This is a genomic window from Parageobacillus sp. G301, assembly GCF_030268025.1.
Lineage (GTDB): Bacteria > Bacillota > Bacilli > Bacillales > Anoxybacillaceae > Parageobacillus_B > Parageobacillus_B toebii.
Map to the genome: position 1 here is coordinate 1,628,025 of NZ_BSDB01000001.1, position 19,171 is coordinate 1,647,195.

22 protein-coding genes and 2 pseudogenes are annotated in these 19,171 nt (G+C 38.4%); 1 reads left to right on the forward strand and 23 read right to left on the reverse strand.

Annotated features, from left to right (window positions below):
- Positions 1-232: 232 nt before the first annotated feature.
- The 21 genes and pseudogenes from QSJ37_RS08280 to QSJ37_RS08380 form a co-directional block, all read right to left on the reverse strand.
- Entirely contained in the window at positions 233-1,627 is a 1,395-nt protein-coding gene (locus QSJ37_RS08280) for an acetaldehyde dehydrogenase (acetylating) (RefSeq protein ID WP_012749278.1), read from the reverse strand.
- 541 nt (positions 1,628-2,168) lie between these two features.
- Positions 2,169-3,119 carry an LLM class oxidoreductase gene (locus QSJ37_RS08285; RefSeq protein WP_285754794.1) on the reverse strand — a complete coding sequence of 317 codons (951 nt, stop codon included), beginning with the start codon at positions 3,117-3,119 and terminating at the stop codon, positions 2,169-2,171.
- A gap of 335 nt (positions 3,120-3,454) precedes the next feature.
- On the reverse strand, positions 3,455-3,757 hold the full coding sequence (locus tag QSJ37_RS08290) for an ArsR/SmtB family transcription factor (RefSeq protein WP_012749276.1): 303 nt from the start codon (positions 3,755-3,757) through the stop codon (positions 3,455-3,457).
- Positions 3,758-4,305: 548 nt separating this feature from the next.
- Positions 4,306-5,703 (reverse strand): acetaldehyde dehydrogenase (acetylating), encoded by a 1,398-nt coding sequence (locus tag QSJ37_RS08295; protein WP_073967930.1) that lies wholly within the window; start codon positions 5,701-5,703, stop codon positions 4,306-4,308.
- A 596-nt stretch (positions 5,704-6,299) separates the two neighbouring features.
- A complete protein-coding gene (locus QSJ37_RS08300; RefSeq protein WP_089096882.1) occupies positions 6,300-7,340 on the reverse strand; it encodes a zinc-dependent alcohol dehydrogenase family protein in 1,041 nt (346 codons plus the stop codon).
- A 225-nt stretch (positions 7,341-7,565) separates the two neighbouring features.
- A complete protein-coding gene (locus QSJ37_RS08305; RefSeq protein ID WP_012749274.1) occupies positions 7,566-7,856 on the reverse strand; it encodes a hypothetical protein in 291 nt (96 codons plus the stop codon).
- A gap of 113 nt (positions 7,857-7,969) precedes the next feature.
- Positions 7,970-8,752, reverse strand: coding sequence for a sulfite exporter TauE/SafE family protein (locus QSJ37_RS08310; protein ID WP_285754664.1), 783 nt, complete (start codon positions 8,750-8,752; stop codon positions 7,970-7,972).
- Positions 8,753-8,815: 63 nt separating this feature from the next.
- Positions 8,816-9,043, reverse strand: coding sequence for a sulfurtransferase TusA family protein (locus tag QSJ37_RS08315; RefSeq protein WP_012749272.1), 228 nt, complete (start codon positions 9,041-9,043; stop codon positions 8,816-8,818).
- Between the two features lie 19 nt (positions 9,044-9,062).
- Positions 9,063-10,199, reverse strand: a complete 1,137-nt coding sequence (locus QSJ37_RS08320) for an MBL fold metallo-hydrolase (protein ID WP_062753999.1) — start codon at positions 10,197-10,199, stop codon at positions 9,063-9,065.
- A 47-nt stretch (positions 10,200-10,246) separates the two neighbouring features.
- Positions 10,247-10,816 carry a sulfurtransferase TusA family protein gene (locus QSJ37_RS08325; protein WP_012749270.1) on the reverse strand — a complete coding sequence of 190 codons (570 nt, stop codon included), beginning with the start codon at positions 10,814-10,816 and terminating at the stop codon, positions 10,247-10,249.
- 27 nt (positions 10,817-10,843) lie between these two features.
- Positions 10,844-11,140, reverse strand: coding sequence for a rhodanese-like domain-containing protein (locus tag QSJ37_RS08330; RefSeq protein WP_285754795.1), 297 nt, complete (start codon positions 11,138-11,140; stop codon positions 10,844-10,846).
- Between the two features lie 18 nt (positions 11,141-11,158).
- A pseudogene (locus QSJ37_RS08335) lies at positions 11,159-11,526 on the reverse strand (rhodanese-like domain-containing protein).
- A gap of 12 nt (positions 11,527-11,538) precedes the next feature.
- Complete coding sequence (locus tag QSJ37_RS08340) at positions 11,539-12,021, reverse strand: DsrE/DsrF/DrsH-like family protein (RefSeq protein ID WP_285754665.1); 483 nt, start codon at positions 12,019-12,021, stop codon at positions 11,539-11,541.
- Positions 12,022-12,076: 55 nt separating this feature from the next.
- Positions 12,077-12,304 carry a sulfurtransferase TusA family protein gene (locus QSJ37_RS08345; protein ID WP_003252677.1) on the reverse strand — a complete coding sequence of 76 codons (228 nt, stop codon included), beginning with the start codon at positions 12,302-12,304 and terminating at the stop codon, positions 12,077-12,079.
- A 91-nt stretch (positions 12,305-12,395) separates the two neighbouring features.
- Entirely contained in the window at positions 12,396-12,656 is a 261-nt protein-coding gene (locus QSJ37_RS08350) for a metal-sensitive transcriptional regulator (protein WP_012749266.1), read from the reverse strand.
- Positions 12,623-13,012: a sulfurtransferase gene (locus tag QSJ37_RS08355; protein ID WP_285754666.1), complete on the reverse strand. Its 390-nt coding sequence runs from the start codon at positions 13,010-13,012 to the stop codon at positions 12,623-12,625. Before QSJ37_RS08355 ends, QSJ37_RS08350 begins: the two co-directional genes overlap by 34 nt.
- Positions 13,013-13,158: 146 nt before the next feature.
- Positions 13,159-13,725 (reverse strand): class I SAM-dependent methyltransferase, encoded by a 567-nt coding sequence (locus QSJ37_RS08360; protein WP_285754796.1) that lies wholly within the window; start codon positions 13,723-13,725, stop codon positions 13,159-13,161.
- Between the two features lie 24 nt (positions 13,726-13,749).
- On the reverse strand, positions 13,750-13,947 hold the full coding sequence (locus QSJ37_RS08365; RefSeq protein ID WP_041269582.1) for a hypothetical protein: 198 nt from the start codon (positions 13,945-13,947) through the stop codon (positions 13,750-13,752).
- Between the two features lie 98 nt (positions 13,948-14,045).
- Positions 14,046-14,279, reverse strand: a complete 234-nt coding sequence (locus tag QSJ37_RS08370) for a glutaredoxin family protein (protein WP_003252684.1) — start codon at positions 14,277-14,279, stop codon at positions 14,046-14,048.
- A gap of 13 nt (positions 14,280-14,292) precedes the next feature.
- Positions 14,293-14,682 carry a DsrE/DsrF/DrsH-like family protein gene (locus tag QSJ37_RS08375; RefSeq protein ID WP_062754009.1) on the reverse strand — a complete coding sequence of 130 codons (390 nt, stop codon included), beginning with the start codon at positions 14,680-14,682 and terminating at the stop codon, positions 14,293-14,295.
- A 153-nt stretch (positions 14,683-14,835) separates the two neighbouring features.
- A pseudogene (locus QSJ37_RS08380) lies at positions 14,836-15,474 on the reverse strand (SpoVR family protein); the annotation flags it as partial.
- A gap of 223 nt (positions 15,475-15,697) precedes the next feature.
- On the opposite strand from QSJ37_RS08380, the gene QSJ37_RS08385 reads away from it, so the two are divergent.
- Positions 15,698-15,922: a hypothetical protein gene (locus tag QSJ37_RS08385; RefSeq protein WP_061912284.1), complete on the forward strand. Its 225-nt coding sequence runs from the start codon at positions 15,698-15,700 to the stop codon at positions 15,920-15,922.
- Between the two features lie 141 nt (positions 15,923-16,063).
- Here the strand turns inward: QSJ37_RS08385 and QSJ37_RS08390 are convergent, their stop codons facing one another.
- Both QSJ37_RS08390 and QSJ37_RS08395 read right to left on the reverse strand, forming a co-directional pair.
- Positions 16,064-17,104: a type II toxin-antitoxin system PemK/MazF family toxin gene (locus tag QSJ37_RS08390; RefSeq protein ID WP_061912285.1), complete on the reverse strand. Its 1,041-nt coding sequence runs from the start codon at positions 17,102-17,104 to the stop codon at positions 16,064-16,066.
- 251 nt (positions 17,105-17,355) lie between these two features.
- Positions 17,356-19,170, reverse strand: a complete 1,815-nt coding sequence (locus QSJ37_RS08395) for an ATP-dependent helicase (protein ID WP_061912286.1) — start codon at positions 19,168-19,170, stop codon at positions 17,356-17,358.
- Position 19,171 lies beyond the last annotated feature (1 nt).

Genomic DNA, 19,171 nt, shown 5'->3' on the forward strand with positions numbered 1-19,171 from the left:
TAAATGCTGGATAATCAACACACATGATACTACAATAAATATCCCAATTTCCACTTTGCAACATGAAACATTAAATCATTCCGATTCAACGTTCATCACATTCTCCCGCGATGGTTAGCTGCCCGGCAATTTCAACTTTTTTACAATCCACTCTATAGAAGTAACAATTGGCCAAAAAAATATAACAAACCCAGTTTATCACTGGGTTTGTTATATATACTTTCCTGATTTATTATTTCGTTAATGCAGCTTCTTTTTGTGCCTCATCTTTTTTTGGCATCTCGCGAACTCCAAATGCAACACGTTTAATGTTGAACAAATGAGTTACTGTAACGTTGTCAGATGTAACGTTGTTGCCGATTGCACCGCATCCAAGTGTCAAGGATGGCATTAAATTCACTGTAGCACCAATTCCACCAAATGTTGTACCAGAATTTACAATAATACGAGATGCTGGTTTATCGATTGTGTACGCTTCGATCACTTTTTCGTCTTCAGCGTGAATTCCAACTGTGTGACCGAGTCCGCCCACTTCAAGCAGTTTTAGTGCAAGCTCGCTTGCTTCTTCCATACCTTTTACAGTATAGAATGCTAGAATTGGAGACAACTTTTCGATTGAGAATGGATATTCTTTACCCACTCCTGTTTCTTCCGCTACAAGCACTTTCACGTCAGCAGGAACTTCAATACCAGCCATTTCCGCAATTACTTGAGGCGTTTTTCCAACGATCTTCGCATTTAACGAACCGTTTACCATGATGATAGAAGCTACTTTTTGTTTTTCCTCTTCATTCAAGAAGTAAGCGCCTTGTTGTTTTAATTCAGCAACAACTTTTTCTTTAATAGATTCATCAACTAAAAGAGCTTGTTCAGAAGCACAAATTGTTCCATTGTCAAAAGTTTTACTTTGGATGATTAGTTCAACAGCTTTTGCGATATTTGCACTTTCATGGATATAGACTGGTACGTTACCAGGTCCTACGCCATATGCAGGCTTTCCAGAGCTGTAAGCTGCTTTCACCAAGCCAGGACCGCCAGTTGCTAAAATGACATCGGTTAATTTATGCTTCATTAACTCGTTTGTTGCAGCCATTGTTGGTTGTGTGATGCAAGAAATCAAGCCTTTTGGAGCTCCAGCGCGCTCTGCCGCTTCTTGCATGATTCTTGCAGCCTCTACTGTACATTTTGCAGCTGCTGGGTGTGGGCTGAAAATAATAGCATTTCCTGCTTTAACTGCGATCAATGATTTAAAAATAACTGTTGAAGTTGGGTTTGTGGATGGGACGATTCCTGCAACGATTCCTACAGGTTGAGCAACTTCCCATACGCGATTTTCTTCATCTCGACGAATAACCCCGACAGTTTTCACATCTTTGATAGAGTTGTAAACGTCATTCGCCGCGAAAAGGTTTTTCGTCGTTTTATCTGCAACATTACCAAAACCAGTTTCTTCTACTGCCATAGCCGCTAAGCGTGCCGCTTCTTCTCTTGCCGCATTTGCCATGCTTTCAACAATTTTATCAATCTCTTCTTGTGTCATTTTTGCAAGAATTTTTTGCGCTGCTTGAGCTTCTTCAAGGTAATTTCTTACTTCTTGGATGGATTGCAAATCAATATCACGTAACACTTTTAATCCCTCTCCTTTAATGATTTTTATTTTTTATAATTTCCTATAACCGGTAGAATAATTTTGTCATGTCAATATTGCTCGTGTGAGCAGCAACGTTATCTTTTGCTTCCGCCATCACCTCCTCTAAGTGGCAATCACTTGGCGTTCAATAGCACCCGCCTTTCCTGGCAAGAATGAGGCAATATCGACCACACAAAACTGGCAACGGTTACATAAAGCGGTTACATAAAAGCCCAATATTCGACAGACAGGTTATTACGCTGCTTAGAGTATAGTTGATATTCTACGTCGCTTTTGTCCTGTACAATCTCAATTTCTTCTTTCTTCATAATCGAACTATCATCTCTTTTGAGACATACAACTCCTGTCCTGAATGTTTTCCATCATCCCCGTGGCATTTTTGAGTTGCTATAAAACTTTAAGAGGATTCATTTCTCTCAAACCAAGACTAGTAGACTAACAAGTAGAACCCGCGATTCCGATCTCAAGGTGGATTAGAACGGAATCGAGCGAGTTCTTAATATTTCATTTCCCTGAATTACTCCTCAGTTAATGCTGGAAAGTGTGGAACAACTTCTTCTCCTAATTCTTCAATCACTTCTTCAACAGGACGATGGCCATATTTTAAGTTGATAATCACGTGATTGACACCAATATTTTTAAGACTTTCCAGGAACTCAATGAGTATATTGCGTCCGACTCGGAACCCTAAATGAATAGGGATTGGCGGATGATTTGGGTCCTCCGTCAAATCTACATATAAAGATTGAGTGAACGGTTTAAACTGATCGGTATGAGAGCGCCAATTTTTAATCAATTCCGCTTGGAATCTCAAGTTACGCGGATAATACATCCAACCATCGCCGTTTTCAGCAATCCATTCCACGGACTGAGAGCTGTGGCCAGTTACCAGCACCGGAATGTCCGACAAGCGAGGTTTCGGCAAAAGGTCCCCGTTCGACATATGGACTCGCGGCGATTCGATCACCGGAAAGTTCTCCTTCCACGCTTTTTTCATTACGAATACAGCTTCTTGAAACAAAGCGCTGCGCTGTTCAGGCTCGACTGAGAAAGCTGGAAATTCGATAGGGCGATCCCCAGTCGCCACCCCTAGAATCAAACGTTCGCCAGATAGTTTGTCAACCGAAGCGGCTGCTTTGGCAACATGCAAAGGGTGGCGCAAGGTGAGAATAATACTTGCGGTTCCCAAAGCAATCTTTTCGGTATGGGCGGCTATATATCCTAAATAAACCCAAGGATCATAAATTTGACCTACATCTCCAAAATAAGGGTCATGTAATGGAACATCTCTAACAAACAATGCAGCAAAATTGAGCTCTTCTGCTCTTTTTGCCAGCTTCATTTGCTTTTCAATGTCCATCTTTGGAATGCTGCCCTCGTATGATTCAATTGGAAAGAACAACCCGAGAGTAAGATGGTTTTCTTTAAACATGCGTGAATATCCTTTGTGTTTTTCAAAACGATTCATCATCGTTCCTCCACATTTACATTTCTTTCAGCCATCCCGTTGCTTTCGATGTCTTAATACTACCCCTAGTATTCCAAAGACAAAAACAGCCCGACAGTCAGATAATGCGCAAATCTATATTTACCAAACCGATTTATTCCGTCTATTTTTATCTGTTTTTATAAATATAAATATCTAGAATTATCGATATAAATCATAAAAATAAAAGAGATTTAGAAACAATTCTATATTTATAGATATCTAGAACTATTAATATAATAATATAAAAATAAAGAGGATTCAAGCCCAAAATAATAATTGATGCTCACAATCTAAACGTGAGCGAAGAATTGAGGCTATAAATCCCTAGATAACAATTCGATTATTTTTTTGATGTTCTCCTCATCTCTTTTATAATAAGTCCATTGCCCAACTCGTTTTGCTTTTATCAATCCGGCGTTTTGCAACATGGACAGGTAAAGGGACACTGTAGATTGTGACAATCCAACTTTTTTATGGATATCGCTTACGCAAACTCCATCTTCGTGTATATCCCCATGCTGCGGTTTTGGAAAGTGAATTTCAGGATTTTTTAACCACTGTACGATTTGCAGCCTTGTTTCATTGGACAAGGCTTTAAACACTTCTAGAAGTTCCATTGCTACCTCCAAGTTTGTCAAATTATTATTATAATATTTTATTATATCACAACTGCATTTGAGCACTTGAGTAAATGAAGTAAATAAAAGTGACATGAACCGGCTTCTAGAATAAAGATATACAAGCAAACGATCCAAATAAGAAGGTTAATGTCTCTTGCATGGATAGATTAGCACATCCCAAAGAAATCTACAATCTCCTATCGGTTAACTCGGATGTTGAAAGCGCATTAAAGATAAACCCCTCCAAAAAAATCGTTGATATTATCATTTTTCTATGCGATATAAAAAAATTCCTTTTTTACCCTTAAATTTTTTCACGAATTTTTAATATCATTTTTTGGAAAATTCCTTATTATCGATCTTCTGGGGTATTACAACATTATGCAGGTTAACGGTAAAAATTCATATAAAATCATCAGAATAATTTTGAATTTAAAAATTGGTGAGAATATACAACAAACCCAGCTTGCCGCTGGGTTTGTTGTACGCTATTACTTCCTTGCTTTCTCAGGATAATATTGGTTTACAAACTTTTCTAAAGTGCTTTAAGTTAGTGCGGGATTTTTCTCTTTCAACTGTTTGTTTGACTCCTGCATCTCACGAATTCCATATGCTATACGTTTAATATTAATCAAATGCTGTGGTCCAATATTGTCAGAAGTAATGTTATTACCGAAAGAACCGCATCCTAATGTCAAGGATGGCTGAATTGCCGTAGTGGCACCGATTCCGCCAAACGTCGTACCGGAATTGATAATAATACGTGCAACTGGTTTATCGATGGTGAACGCTTCGATCAGCTTTTCGTCTTCACAGTGAATTCCTAAGGTATGGCCTAGTCCACCCAATTCCAGCAGTTTTACGCAAATATCGCTTCCTTCATGCCAATCCTTCACGGTATAAAAGGCAAGGATCGTTGACAATTTTTCAATGGAGAATGGATATTCTTTGCCTATATTTGTCTCTTCCGCAATGAGCAATTTCGTATCGGATGGAACCTTAATTCCGGCTATTTCCGCAATCACTTGCGGCGATTTTCCAACGATCTTCGCATTTAACGACCCGTTTACCATGATGACGGAGGCCACTTTTTGTTTTTCTTCCTCATTCAAGAAGTAGGCACCTTGCTTTTTGAACTCAGAAATGACTCGTTCTTTGATGGATTGATCGACGACAAGCGCTTGTTCGGAAGCGCAGATTGTTCCATAATCAAACGTCTTGCTTTGGATGATTAGTTGGACTGTTTTGGCTATATCAGCACTCTCATGAATATAGACCGGTACGTTTCCAGGTCCTACGCCATAGGCAGGTTTCCCGGAACTGTAAGCTGCTTTCACCATACCAGGGCCGCCTGTTGCGAGAATAAGGTCTGTTAATTTATGTCTCATTAACTCATTCGTCGCAGGCAATGTTGGTTGCTTGATGCAAGAAATCAGCCCCTTTGGAGCCCCAGCGCGTTCTGCCGCTTCTTGCATGATTCTTGCCGCTTCCGCCGTACATTTTGCAGCGGAAGGATGCGGACTGAAAACAATAGCATTTCTTGCCTTCACCGCGATCAACGATTTAAAAATTGCGGTTGAAGTAGGATTGGTAGATGGGACGATTCCAGCAACGATCCCTACAGGGTGAGCAACTTCCCATACGCGATTTTGTTCATCCCGACGAACAATCCCAACGGTTTTCATATCTTTGATCGCATTGTAAACGTCATTCGCCGCAAAAAGATTTTTCACCGTTTTATCTGCTACATTGCCAAAACCGGTCTCTTCAACCGCCATAGCCGCCAATCGTTCCGCTTCTTCTCTTGCCGCATTCACCATGCTTTCAACAATTTGATCAATCTCGCTTTGTTTCATCTTTTGAATGATTTTTTGTGCTGATTTAGCTTCTTCAAGGTAATTTCTTACTTCTTGAATAGATTGCAAATCAATATCACGTATCACGTTTGATTACCACCTTTCTGTCTGATATTGGTTTGATCCTACATATGCCTTCTATAACTGAATGATTTTGTTATGACATTGGACGATTGTTCTGCTAACTTTGAAAAGATCAACTGTCACGATCCACTGATACTTGTTCGCTTTGTAAGTGATTTACGGCCGCTTCGCTTCAAGAATCACGGCTGCAATTCTAAGCGGTAATCACAAGCCTTACTTTCTTGATGTTCATACGAGCAGCAGTTTCATCATTCGCGTTTTTATCATCGTCTGCCGCATGTTTAATGTAACCACTCAAGAATATCATTATCCGCTTCGCTGAAATGCAGATTCTGCCAAAAAATCTCCGTTTTGCCGTCGTAAATCTGTGAGAAAAGGAAACAATAAACTGAAGAACAACGAGGAAGGCAATATCGTGCCTTTATTGGTACAGTCACGTTAGTATGAATTTAATTGTAAGCCAGGACTTTTGTGGGAGTTTTTCAGGCCATGGCAGAAACTAAGTCAAAAATGGATAAAAGCAATTTGTATAGAAAAAGAGCCTGTATCATTGTATAATAGGCAATGATACAGGCTCTAATGATTAAGAATTGATTTTTTTAGTCGTTGGAAATAATGACTTTTAATGCTTTTTCTTTTGCTGCGTTGCCAAATACCTCATAAGCTTTCATAATGTCAGAAAAAGCAAAGCGATGTGTAATTAATTGTTCCGGTTTTAATTTTTTCGACTGCACCGTTTTTAATAACATCGGGGTAGAAGTCGTATTGACAAGACCGGTTGTCAACGTAATGTTCCGTATCCACAATTTCTCAATATGAAACTCCACGCTTTTTCCATGAACACCTATATTGGCTATATAGCCGCCTGGTTTTACAATTTCTTGGCAAATATCAAATGTTACTGGAATTCCGACGGCTTCCATCGCGACGTCTACACCTTTTCCGCCGGTTAATTCCATAATTTTTTCCACTGCCTTACCATCAGCGCTATTAACCACTTGAGTTGCACCAAATTTTTTCGCAACTTCTAAACGGTTATCGTCTAAATCAACCATAATGATCTCTGCAGGTGAATAAAACTGAGCCGTTAATAGCGCTGCCATACCTACGGGACCAGCTCCGATAATGGCAACGGTTTGTCCAGGCTGAACCTTGCCGTTTAACACCCCAATTTCAAAACCTGTCGGAAGAATGTCACTAAGCATGACGAGTGCCTCTTCATCCACGCCTTCCGGAATCGGATAAAGACTGTTGTCTGCGTGTGGAATTCTTACATACTCTGCTTGGGTTCCATCAATTAAGTGTCCCAAGATCCAGCCGCCATCTTCGCAATGAGCATACAACCCTTTTTTGCAATTTTCGCATTTTCCACACGAGGTAATACAAGAAATCAGCACTCTATCGCCTTTTTTAAAATTTTTTACTGCTGAACCAACTTCTTCAATAATTCCTACGCCTTCATGCCCTAAAATTCGACCTTCTTCTACCGTAGGAACATCCCCTGAAAGAATATGCAAGTCTGTTCCACAAATCGTTGTTTTTGTGATCTTAACAATTGCATCGGTTTCCTTTTCAATTTTCGGTTTTGGCTTTTCCATTACTTCTTTTTTTCCTGGTCCCAGATAGGTAAGGGCTTTCATGTGTAGTTCCTCCTTGTCAAAGTTTCCATCTTTCCAACACCTATATCTTACGGAAAAACACGATCATACTTCAATGAACTATTAGTTAAAAGATTGTATCAAGATTTTGTCGGAGATTTTTTCTTCCTAGCCTTTCCTTCTTTATGGATCTCCTCCCCAAGTGAACGGAAACAAGCTTTCTTCCATAAACATTACTCATGCATAGGCAAGGGAATCCTTGCCTATTCACACTGGGTCATTATCTACGTTGCTGTAAGATTCAATCGCTTGATCAAGCGCCCGATACGCTTCGGCAAAAGCGTTCGTTGCCGACTCATCGCCCGCATTGGCAAGCTGTGCTTGCGCGTTTTTCGCGTGGGTGATAGCGCGAATGACATCTTCCATCATTTGTTGTTTGTCGCCTGCCGTCGCCTTTAACTGCTCGAGTTCGCGGAGACATTGTTCCAAATCGTAAGCGCCCGGATTGTCAAACGATTGTTCCAGCTTTTCTTTGACACGCTGCAATACTTCTTTCATTAACGCCCACACCCTCCTTGATATTTTCACCAGCTAGTGTGGGCGATTTAAAGCAAACTATACATGGAAATGAAATGATTGAAATAAAATGCGGTTCATATTTATACTTGAAATTATAAAATATCAACCCAAATTTTTACGGCTGTCGCTAAAATGAAAACAGCTAAAATAACTCGCAATATTTTTGTGTTCATTTTTTGCCCCGCTTTTGCTCCTAAAGGAGAGGCGATTAAGCTGGCAATAACCATGATGATGGAAGGAAGCAGTTCCACTTGACCCGTCGTGATTTTTCCGAACGTGGAACCAATGGATGAAATAAACGTAATCGCCAGCGAAGACGCGATCGTCATTCGTGTTGGGATTTTTAACACAACAAGCATAGTAGGCACCAGCAAAAACGCTCCCGCTGCGCCAACGATCCCTGAGCCGATCCCAATGACAAACGCTAATGCAGCCGCAAGCCATTTGTTAAATGCCGCTTGATCGATTGGAATATCGTCAATATCTTTTTTCGGAACAAACATCATAACAGCAGCCAACGCGGCAAGAATACCGTACACGACATTAATTGTTCCTTCACTCATCACTTTTGAACCGAATCCGCCAAGGAAACTGCCGATCAAAATGCTAATCCCCATATAAAGAATTAATGTTTTATTTAAATAACCGCTTTTTCGATACGCCCAAACGCCGCCAATCGTCGCAAAAAACACTTGCACCGCGCTAATTCCCGACACTTCATGGGCGCTAAACGCGGCAAGCCCAAATAGTGGCGGAAGATAGAGGAGCATCGGATATTTAATAATGGACCCGCCAATGCCAACCATTCCAGAAATAAATGAACCGATAAAGCCAATGAGAAAAATCACGATGATGAAATTCAATGTCAATTCCATCAATACATTACCCCTTTTGACTTTTCGAAAACTAGGGGGTACTTTATACGTACCCCCGAATGATTATTTTCTTTTAACCCAAAATTTCCATACACCATTTTCTTCTTTATAATCGACTAGCTCATGACCGCTTACGTTTATCCAAGCGGTTAGATCATTTTTCGCTCCTTGATCCATTGTTTCGATTTCAAGTATTTGACCGGGTGGCAATTCATCGATAGCCTTTTTTGCCTTCACAACGATCATGGCACAAGATAATCCTTTTGTATCGACGACCTTATTCCCATTCATTTTTTCAACTCCCTTCAAATTAACGGGTATGATGCAGCGCGCAACGGTTTGGACCGATTTCGAGTTCTTGCTGCTGTTCCATGTCGACTGCTTTCAGCCCGCGGTTAATCGCTACGATGTCTTCAAAGTTTGGCGGTGTCTCTGTGTTTGCGTTTTGCACGACAATATCGATAAATTCTTGTTTTTTCTTATGCTGCATCATGTCGTTGCGGGCACGAATGTTGCCTAATGTATCGCCGATATATCCCGCTTTGCTCATTTCTTCATCCAAATTAGCGTAATGGGCAGGCAGAACGATTACATCATCCGCAATCGCGGCTACTTTTTCGTATACCGTGTCGTATAAATCCGCTGCCCATTCCGCCGCTTTTCCGCCTAAATCCGGGCGTCCGAGTCCGCCGACAAAAATCGTATCTCCAGAGAAAAGCAATTGATTATTCACGAAGAAGGAAACACTTCCCGGCGTATGCCCTGGCGTTTTCACCGCTAATACTTCTAATTGCACTTGTTCAAAATCAATGCGGTCATGTTTTTCCAGCGGTTCGAAATCAAACACCGCTCCTTCGCTTTTCATCAAGTAATATGTCGCTCCTGTACGTTCTGCTAACGCTTTTCCGCCGGAAATATGATCTGCATGTAAGTGGGAATCGACGATATGCGTAATCGCTACCCCTTCTTCTTGCGCGACTTGTTCATATACATCAATAAACCGCGATGGGTCAACGACAAGCGCTTCGTTTCCGGAAATCACCATATAAGAGAGACATCCTTTTCCGACACGAATGAATTGATATACTTTCATCTTGTCATCTTCATATACTTTTGCTTTATGAAGATGTTCGCTCCACGCTTTCATGCCGCCAACGAGCGTGTAAATGTTGTCAAATCCGGCTTCTACTAATTGTTCTGCCACAAATGCCGCTGAACCGCCTTTGGCACAAACAACGACAACATCTTTGTCTTTTGGAAGGCGGCCGATAACCGAATCTACACCATCAATCAACTCAAAGTATGGAACATTAATATATTCAAAGTTCTCCCCTTCAATTTTCCAATCATGAAAATCGCTTTCGTTACGTACGTCAAAAATAACGAGATGTTCTTTATTTAATACTTTTTCTGTTAATGTTTGCACCGTCATTTCTTTTACCGTCATTTTTATACCCCCTATAGTATATTTTTGTTTTTTAAAAAACCGCTCAATCAGGATTGAGCTGTATCGAGCGGTCCTTCCCATTTTGACATGCCTGGGACGACATTCCATACATTAGTAAATCCTTTTTCTGTTAATTTTTGTGCCGCTAAATCGCTGCGCGTTCCAGTACGGCAAACAACATAAATCGTTTTATTCTTCGGCAACTCATGGATGCGGTCTTCTAGTTCTCCAAGCGGAATCGAAATAGCACCTGGTATATGTCCGAACGCATACTCCGCCGGCTCGCGGACATCTATAATGACCACAGAATCATCATTTATTTTTTCCGCCAGCTGTTCATTGGAAATTACATGAGAATATGTTGCTTCGCCTTTTGTCTCATGGTCACTTGCTTTACGAATATAATGTTTTAACACGTTTCCTTCTTCAATCGTTCCTAAGTATTGATGGCCGGTACTTTCCGCCCATGCTTTGATATCGGCTTTCGAGCCTTTATCGGTTGCCTGTACTTCAAGCACTTGTCCCGGTTGCAAGTCATTGATCGCTTTTTTTGTTTTTACAATTGGCATTGGACAAGATAATCCCTTTGCATCGACTGTCATATCTACACGAATCATGCTGCATTCCTCCTTTTGCTGTTTTATTTATTCAACAGATCCTTCCCATTCCAACATGCCGCCAGTCATATTGATCACATGATATCCATGACTTTCCAGCAGTTGAGCTGCGCGCCCGCTTCTTCCACCCGAACGGCAAACAAGGATATATTCCTTATTTTTATCTAGCTCATTCATGCGAAATTCGAGCAATCCTAACGGAATATTAATCGCACCAGGAATTTTCCCAGTCGCTACTTCATCCACTTCACGAACATCGATAATGTTCAGTTGTTTTCCTTCTTGAAGAAGTTTTTCAACTTCTTTTGCCGTTAATTGTTTCATCAACGATCCCCACCTTTTTTATGACCAAGCGTTCATCCCGCCTTTTACGTTTGTTACGTATTGGAATCCAAGTTTCTTCAATATTCTGCTGGCTTTTGTACTTCGCATTCCGCTTTGGCAAATCACAATCACTTCTTTTTCCTTGGATAATTCGTTGGCACGTTTTGGCAGTTCATGAAGGGGAATATTTTTAAAAATCCGCGAATATGATTCGCACGGAACTCCGCGGGAGTACGTACATCCACATACTGCACATCTTTTTTTCCTAATTCTTTCTTTAGCTCTGCTGTTGTAATCATCCGTACTCCACGCGGTGGAATGACGCGGATTGCAATAAACCAAACAAACAATAGGAATAAAACGATATTCATTACTGTTTGTGTCATTCGTAATCACCTTTAAATGAATAAGTTTATGTTCCCTTCTGACGCATCCGCCAAATACGTTGCCACTCCAGCAAACTCAATGCCATCGATCAATTCTTCTGGCTTCAACCCTAATAAATCAACAGTCATTTGACACGCGACTAACTTAACCCCTTGCTCTTTTGCCATTTCGATTAATTGTGGCAGCGGCATCGCGTTATGCTTTTTTATAACGTGTTTGATTAATTTTGGTCCGAGGCCGCCAAAGTTCATGCGTGAAAGTCCCATGCGATCCGCTCCGCGCGGCATCATTTTGGCAAACATTTTTTCCAAAAACCCTTTTTTCACCGGAATATGCGCATTTTTTCGCAATGCGTTCAATCCCCAAAACGTATGGAAAATCGTGACGTCATGGTCATAAGCGGCGGCACCATTCGCGATGATGTACGCCGCCATCGCTTTATCGTAGTCGCCGCTAAATAAAATAATCGTTGTTTTTTTCTTTTGTTGCGACATTAAGTTCCTCCTTTCTTATACATATACTCATATACGTATATAAAACGCTAAAAAATTACCCTTTTTGAATCCAAAACGTCAATACGCCATTTTCCTCTTTCATATCAATAACCGTATGGCCGCTTGCTTTTGCCCATGCCGGCAAGTCGTTTTTTGATCCTTTATCCGTTGTTTGCACTTCGAGCACTTGCCCTGATGTTAATTCATCCATCGCTTTTTTCGCTCTTACAACCGGCATTGGACAAGCTAATCCTTTCGCATCTAATACTTTATTTACATTCATGATGGATAACCTCCTTATTATTTTACCATTACCCCTATAGGTATATTAATATGTGTAAAAGAGTGTGTCAACCCTTTTTTCAAGAGTTGACTTATCTGCTTTTTACTAATAGCTCTACCGCTTCTTTGACTAAATGTTCCGTTTTTTCTCCTTTTTCCATGCTTTCGCGCAGACAATTTTCTAAATTGGTACTTACAATAACCGCAATGGCGCGATCAATCGCATTGCGTGCCGCCGATAATTGCGCGACAACGCTTTTGCAGTCTTTTCCTTGTTCCATCATGCTAAGAACGCCTTTCACTTGTCCCTCAATCCGTCTTAAGCGGTTTTTGATTTCTTTATTGTATTCCATTTTTCATTTCCCCTTTCTCGACAAGGACAATGGATGATTGAATAGCTTTGTACGTCAAAACCGCGGCGTCGTAAAAAACGTACGCCTAAATTTTTTTCGATTTCATCGTTTGCAATAATATGAAGCGATTTACTCGGAATATTAGAAAAATGCCGTTTTAAATAAGCATACGGAATATGAAGAGAATTAGCAATAGGCGGTTCTGTTGTTTCGTTATAATCACGAATATCTAACACAACCATATCCTTGATTCGTTTATCGGCTATATCTATGCATGGAACACCGCTTATCGGATAATAACGGCGATACAATGCTATGAATAATAAACTGAAAATAATCAGGCTGATGATATACAATATAGCGATCACCTCGCTCCATCATTGTTGTCCGTGTTTATTATATACCCTTATAGGTATATTAGCAACTGTTTTATTTTAACAATATGTGGATAAATGATGTATCGTTCATCATCCCAACATGTATTGAGATAACCACTGTTGACTCAATACGTTAGCAATATACCGTATACGGTTGGATGAAATGATACAAATTCCACATTCTGGTGTTTTGTTTTCATATATTCTAGCAATTGCTGAGAAGGAATTCTCTCATGAAGCGGCGGCCCCATTTCGCTTTCTACCGCTTCCCATTCAATGATCAGAAATTTTCCGTTTGGTTTCATCACCCGTTGTATCTCAGCAAGCACTGCGTCATGATCATCTACTTCATGAAACACGAACGACATGAGCCCCTTATCCGCCAATCGTGAAGGCAAAGACGTATTCGATACATCCTCAAGCATATATTCAATATTGTCCACTTGTTCTTTTTCTGCGTGTGTCTTTAAAAATTCCAACATTTCTTGTTGTACATCGACAGCATATACTTTTTCTTTCGTCATTTTCGCCATTGGCACGGTAAAATACCCATTGCCAGCTCCCAAATCAACGATGACATCTTGCGTTCCGATTTGCAATATCTCTATTGCCCGTTCTGGAGCAATGATTTCTTTTCGCTTCGGATCTAATAATTTTTCCGCCTTTTCTGGATGAAAACGATGCCCTGCCATCATAAATCCTCCTGTATTCTTTTTTTAATGATTATTATAATCAAAAAGCTTCGGAATCCATAATCCGAAGCTTTTTCTTGCTGATGCATTTTTAGCAAATTGCACAACGGTTTGGATCGATTTCCATTCCCCGTTGTTGTTCTTTATCTGCTTGAAATTTTCCCATATCCGTTTGACATACTTCCAATCGTATATGTTTCTTTCCTTCCATTTTTCAATCATCGAATATCTCTTTGTTGCGTACATCAAGAACGAACCATTTCTTACCGTTAATCATTGTTGGAACAAGTTCTTTTCCAGCAATGACATCCCATATCTTGCTAACGTTGCAGCAATTGCATGATGGCGTCCGGATCAAATCCGATTACCCATTGACCATCGATTTCGATTTGCGGGACTCCGATTTGCCCTGTTGTTTCAACAAGTTTCCGAGCCGCGACAGGATCCCGTTGCACGTTGACTTCTTCAAACGGAACGCCTTGTTCACGTAAAAAGTTTTTTACCATTACACAATACGGACATGTCGTTGTCGTATATACCGTAACTCGTTTCATTTTCGTCCCTCCACTAGAACGTCAACGTAATGTCGGCGTCTTTCGCAAAGTTTAGAAATGTTGCAGCGCCAGCGACTTCAATTCCATCGACAAATTGATCTTTGTCAAGGCCCATGACATCCATCGTCATTTGGCACGCAACTAGTTTCACACCTAATTCTTGCGCCATTTTTACAAGCTCTTCGATCGATGGAACATTTGCTTTTTGAAATCCTTCTTGGAAATGCTCTTTTCCTTCTGGAAGCGGTAAGTTTTTATGTGCTTCTTTATGAATGAGATTCAACCCTTCAAACGTGAAAAAAATGCCTACTTCCGCCTCAGATGCTGCTGCCGCTGTGGCAATATTAAATACTTTGTATGCGTCAAATAAACCACCGTTAGCTGCGATAATCGCTACTTTCATCATGAAGTCCTCCTTGTTTTTTCTCTATAATAATTTCATTTACATATACATGTATATGTATTTAATCTGGTTCTTATAGTAATCAATTTCTCCACAAATGTCAACTAACGAATATAAAAAGGAGCTGCCTTCACAGCTCCTTTCCATTGATTTTTATATATATTTTCGATGCACTGTTTTTCCATCATACGTAAATAATACAGGCTTCTCTTCAACGACCGTTTCCATATGAACAGCGCGGCCCCATAACTGATAAATGTACGGAAGAACTTTTTCTAAATATTTAATGTCTAATTCAATCCCTTCATACCAATGTTTTAAATATAATTCACCATTGCGCATGTAATCGCCATCATTTACTGTAATGTATGGAAATCCGCCATTGACACGCATACTGACGAGTTGATCGCGAATGTGCTCCCAATTTTTATCAACAACTTTATACTCTTTCCCTTGTTTTTGAAATAAATACATATCCTCGCGCATCACTAACTCTTTCGTTAAATAATTGCGTAAAAACGAAATATCGGATTCGAGTTCACGTACTTCAAAAATTTTTTGGCGTCCCGATCCTGGCTTCACCCCAAGTTTTTTCATTTCCTCCGTTGGGTTGTTCCAACGCTCTTCAATATCTTCAAAAATTTTCAACCCTAAATAATATGGATTAATCCCTGTGCGAGATGGCTGCACGACATTGGCGTTTAATTTCGCAAATTCAATCGCCTCTTCGCTCGTTAAATCCATTTCCCGTAAAATCCGTTGATGCCAATACGTCGCCCAACCTTCGTTTAGCTAAGGTGCTTAGACGATAAAACCTTAATAGTTTTTGTTTTCTCATAATTACCTAAACAATACATTACGTCTAGTGTATGCTCAATTAAATTCTTTAAAACCATATACCAAAAACCCCTAACCTTTAACTAATCAAAAAATCAGTTTTCATATACATGTAACCGAAGAATATATTTCTAAATAAGAGGTAAAGTAAATAATAAATAAAAGAGGGGTATTCAAGATGTCAAGATATAACATCGTTGTTGGCTGTGGAAATATCAACTGTGCTAATAATAAGTATAAATTTGTTGTTCAGGCACTTTCTTTAGATGCAGCTCAAAAAACTATCCAATTATTGAATAACCGATACAAAAACAGATGTTCACATTGTGGAAACACCTTAAATTTCTATATAAATGAAGTTTCAGACAAGGATTTTTTTGATGAAGACATAATAATAAACTAAAAAGGACTCAAAAATGAGTCCCTTTTAGTTTTTAGTTACCCGATCCACAGGCTAAAATTATGTAATATTTTATGCCGGATCCACCAGCAGAGTTATTTCTACTTAAATCTTATAACATTAATTACTGAATGTCAACATTTTTTAAATTATTTTTGTACCCAAAAGTTGTCTGTAGAGCTCTTGTTGTTTTGTATCTCGATCCTTAATAACCGATTTACTAATTGGATCAATCTCTGCTATTGAATATGCCCAAGACTTCAACATTTTTTTTCTGTCACTCCTATTTAACTTTGTTCTATGCCATTTTATTTCATATTGATTAAGGTCATTAAATAATTGATATTTTGTAATAAGTTTAGAACTGTCAAAACTCACATTTCTTATTGGTCGATGTAAATGTTTTACTTGTACACTGTAATTGATAAATTCAGGTACATAATCTTTTCTCTGATTAATTAACTCGTCTAAAAGTGTTTTTTGTCTTAACAGGGTTACCCTGAATCCATCTTCAATTCTGCGCCTTTGATCTTGGTTTATTATTGCCTGTACCATATTACCCCTTCCGTCATTAAAAAGGTATTCCACTATTCTTTTCCGGCTTACACAGGTTAACTGTTCAAGACTCACTACTGTCTGTTTACTAAATGGAGGAATCTTACCGATATTAAAAAAGTTTTTAGTTTCCCTTGTCGTTGGTTTGAGACTCGTAGTAGGAATAACTACAACTTGATCTCGATTGGACTTAGTCTCCCACACTATAGCAAAATGCTCATTATCGATTTCACTTCCAACCCCAGAAAATAATACTTTGACAACCTGTCCAGAAACTAATGGATGCTTATATTCAGTAGGTACCATTGGGTCATTAACTTCATCTGTTTGTAAAGAACAGTTAATAAAACGAATAATTCTTTCTAGAATCATATCTTTAGTAAGGGTTTGTTTATGAATTGGTCTATATTCATCTTTTACTAAATCTGCTTGTTTTACTATTTCATTAAAATTTCTGTCATTTATAATCTTATCAACTATCCTAGTCAAGTCATTATCTACTGAAATTTTTTCTAGCACATTTAACATTGTTGTATCCGAAACAATTTTTTTTAAACTTTCTTGATTCTCTGTTGATAAATATGTAGAACATCTAGAACTTTCTACTTCCTTCAATATATTTTTAATCATACATTTACCCCCCCCTAAATTAAGACGGTATAAATTTTAACATAATAATTAGATTTAATTAATTTTACAAGCATAAATTTATTAAAAATAAATCCGTTATCACCAAACTCCCCATTACAAACATTAATTTGGAAGACAAGTGAGCCAATGACCAAAGACAACGTTTGCTGTTTTTTTAACTATAACAAATAAAAGTAAAATACTTAGATGACAAAATATCTATTCAGCGTACAAAAAAAATTAAGATAAACCTACGAACTAGGAACTTTTTCACCATATTTGGAATACAATATCTCCCAAAATTCAGAAGGCTTATAATTAAATGTCTTTATTCCGTATTGAGTTTCCTTTGTATATTTTTTAGATCTTAAAAGATAACAAACTCGTTTTGCTCGACTGATACAAACAAAAAACACTCTGCGGTCTTCGCTTAATTTCCTTGGATCTCGTTTATTTTTATATGACGGAAAGTGATCATCCTCCATCCCCAACAAAATAACCACCTCAAATTCCAATCCTTTTGAGCCATGCCTTGTAGTAATAGTCACCTGATCTTCCGGCTTTCCCAATTTACTAAATTTATCCAAATTGTAATTAGAGAATTCACCTTTAGTAGATGTTTTGATTAATTGCTTTAGATTATCAACTTCATCAGGATAAATATGAGAATCTTTTAAGAGCGATAACAGTTCAAGGTTATGAATCACAAATGTTAACCATTTGCTTAAGCAATGGTTGTGCTTTATGCTTGAAGTTAAAACATCAAATAATTTTCTTCTAAAAAAAATCAATTCATTTGTAATGATAAATTTCTGATGCTGTCTATTAAGATGAATCCAAAATTCAACTAAATCATCGAATGATTCTTTGCTTTTATCTATACACCATAAAGCGCAACGTTCTAGCCACATAACTACATCAGTCCGTTGAAATTCAAACTTTGTTATATAATACGGAATTCCCTCGCGACTCAGAATAGCTCCAAGCTCTTTTGCTTGGTTATTATAACCAACCATAATCGCTATTTCCTCTAAAGGTATTCCAGCTTTCATGCAGGAAGGGATTATTTCTTTTGCAACTTTAACATATTGATCATACATTTCTTCTTCACATGTAATAAAATGAAATTCGGCATTTTCGTTTAACCTTGCTCCAGCCTTATACTCTCGCTTATCTCCAAGTGCTAATTCTGAAGCATCAATAATATCTTGATTACTTCTATAATTAGTTTTCAATCTCACTTTATTGATATTTGGTAAACCATATAATTCATTTAAGTAATCAGGAATTGCTCCATTATAACTATGTATAGATTGATCAGGATCCCCTACCGCAAAGAATTTTATATTTGTATTCTTCAACAGGGAAAGTACCATCTCATGAAGTGGTTTTCCAAGATCTTGATACTCATCAATTAGTATCCAAGGAAATTTTGCTTCCAAACACCTTCTTACATATTCATGATTTTGAATTAGTAAGGTGGCATATTTTACAATGTCAACAAAATCAACAAAACCTTCAGCATGAAGACGTTTTTCATACTCAATAGCCACTTTTAAAGCGAGATCATATGTAGGAATTTCCACCTCACTAATCCCTTTTATGTTAAGTGTTCTTTCCTTGTCCATATCTTCAATTCTTATATTTGTGTTTTCTAATTGAAAGTCCTGAATTATTTTTTTAAAAAGAGATTTCTTCTTTTTTTCAGCTACAATCTTTATAGGTAATGGTATATCGTAATTGTATAAGTGAGCGAACGGAGAAATAATTTCCGAAATACAGAACGAATGGACTGTACCCAAAAAAACATTCTCTCGTTTCTGATATCCTAAGTCATTTAAGCGATCTTTGAATTCTTTTGCAGCTGCCCTACTGAATGTAACGCAAGCTAATCCTCGCGGAGGTTTAATTTCTTCCATTAATAATTTCATTATTTTTAAAGTCAATACTGTTGTCTTGCCACTACCTGGTCCTGCAATAACGACAGTATTATTTTCTGATAAAAAAGCTTCGTATTGATCTTTATCTTTTTTAATTTGATTCAGTTTTTCCTTAAATAAATCCATT